The sequence below is a fragment of the Pseudomonas sp. RIT-562 genome (genome assembly GCF_026241895.1).
GTDB classification, from domain to species: Bacteria; Pseudomonadota; Gammaproteobacteria; order Pseudomonadales; family Pseudomonadaceae; genus Aquipseudomonas; species Aquipseudomonas mandelii_F.
On sequence record NZ_JAPJIV010000046.1, the window covers coordinates 1 to 2,376 of the forward strand.

Annotated in this window: 1 rRNA gene; it reads right to left on the reverse strand. The window is 52.3% G+C overall.

Annotated features, from left to right (window positions below):
• Positions 1 to 27 precede the first annotated feature (27 nt).
• Positions 28 to 2,376, reverse strand: a 23S ribosomal RNA gene (locus ORL50_RS28650); the annotation flags it as partial.

Sequence of the window (2,376 nt, forward strand, 5' to 3'; positions counted from 1 at the left end):
AGAGCAAGCAAATTGCTTGGGTGTTATATGGTCAAGCCTCACGGGCAATTAGTATTGGTTAGCTCAACGCCTCACAGCGCTTACACACCCAACCTATCAACGTCGTAGTCTTCGACGGCCCTTCAGGGGACTCAAGGTCCCAGTGAGATCTCATCTTGAGGCTAGTTTCCCGCTTAGATGCTTTCAGCGGTTATCTATTCCGAACATAGCTACCCGGCAATGCCACTGGCGTGACAACCGGAACACCAGAGGTTCGTCCACTCCGGTCCTCTCGTACTAGGAGCAGCCCCTCTCAAATCTCAAACGTCCACGGCAGATAGGGACCGAACTGTCTCACGACGTTCTAAACCCAGCTCGCGTACCACTTTAAATGGCGAACAGCCATACCCTTGGGACCGGCTTCAGCCCCAGGATGTGATGAGCCGACATCGAGGTGCCAAACACCGCCGTCGATATGAACTCTTGGGCGGTATCAGCCTGTTATCCCCGGAGTACCTTTTATCCGTTGAGCGATGGCCCTTCCATACAGAACCACCGGATCACTAAGACCTACTTTCGTACCTGCTCGACGTGTCTGTCTCGCAGTCAAGCGCGCTTTTGCCTTTATACTCTACGACCGATTTCCGACCGGTCTGAGCGCACCTTCGTACTCCTCCGTTACTCTTTAGGAGGAGACCGCCCCAGTCAAACTACCCACCATACACTGTCCTCGATCCGGATAACGGACCTGAGTTAGAACCTCAAAGTTGCCAGGGTGGTATTTCAAGGTTGGCTCCACGCGAACTGGCGTCCACGCTTCAAAGCCTCCCACCTATCCTACACAAGCAAATTCAAAGTCCAGTGCAAAGCTATAGTAAAGGTTCACGGGGTCTTTCCGTCTAGCCGCGGATACACTGCATCTTCACAGCGATTTCAATTTCACTGAGTCTCGGGTGGAGACAGCGCCGCCATCGTTACGCCATTCGTGCAGGTCGGAACTTACCCGACAAGGAATTTCGCTACCTTAGGACCGTTATAGTTACGGCCGCCGTTTACCGGGGCTTCGATCAAGAGCTTCGCGTTAGCTAACCCCATCAATTAACCTTCCGGCACCGGGCAGGCGTCACACCCTATACGTCCACTTTCGTGTTTGCAGAGTGCTGTGTTTTTAATAAACAGTCGCAGCGGCCTGGTATCTTCGACCGGCATGAGCTTACGGAGCAAGTCCTTCACCCTCACCGGCGCACCTTCTCCCGAAGTTACGGTGCCATTTTGCCTAGTTCCTTCACCCGAGTTCTCTCAAGCGCCTTGGTATTCTCTACCCAACCACCTGTGTCGGTTTGGGGTACGGTTCCTGGTTACCTGAAGCTTAGAAGCTTTTCTTGGAAGCATGGCATCAACCACTTCGTGTTCTAAAAGAACACTCGTCATCAGCTCTCGGCCTTAGAATCCCGGATTTACCTAAGATTCCAGCCTACCACCTTAAACTTGGACAACCAACGCCAAGCTGGCCTAGCCTTCTCCGTCCCTCCATCGCAATAACCAGAAGTACAGGAATATTAACCTGTTTTCCATCGACTACGCTTTTCAGCCTCGCCTTAGGGACCGACTAACCCTGCGTCGATTAACGTTGCGCAGGAAACCTTGGTCTTTCGGCGTGGGTGTTTTTCACACCCATTGTCGTTACTCATGTCAGCATTCGCACTTCTGATACCTCCAGCAAGCTTCTCAACTCACCTTCACAGGCTTACAGAACGCTCCTCTACCGCATCACCTAAGTGATACCCGTAGCTTCGGTGTATGGTTTGAGCCCCGTTACATCTTCCGCGCAGGCCGACTCGACTAGTGAGCTATTACGCTTTCTTTAAAGGGTGGCTGCTTCTAAGCCAACCTCCTAGCTGTCTAAGCCTTCCCACATCGTTTCCCACTTAACCATAACTTTGGGACCTTAGCTGACGGTCTGGGTTGTTTCCCTTTTCACGACGGACGTTAGCACCCGCCGTGTGTCTCCCATGCTCGGCACTTGTAGGTATTCGGAGTTTGCATCGGTTTGGTAAGTCGGGATGACCCCCTAGCCGAAACAGTGCTCTACCCCCTACAGTGATACATGAGGCGCTACCTAAATAGCTTTCGAGGAGAACCAGCTATCTCCGAGCTTGATTAGCCTTTCACTCCGATCCACAGGTCATCCGCTAACTTTTCAACGGTAGTCGGTTCGGTCCTCCAGTTAGTGTTACCCAACCTTCAACCTGCCCATGGATAGATCGCCCGGTTTCGGGTCTATTCCCAGCGACTAGACGCCCTATTAAGACTCGCTTTCGCTACGCCTCCCCTATTCGGTTAAGCTCGCCACTGAAAATAAGTCGCTGACCCATTATACAAAAGGTACGCAGTCAC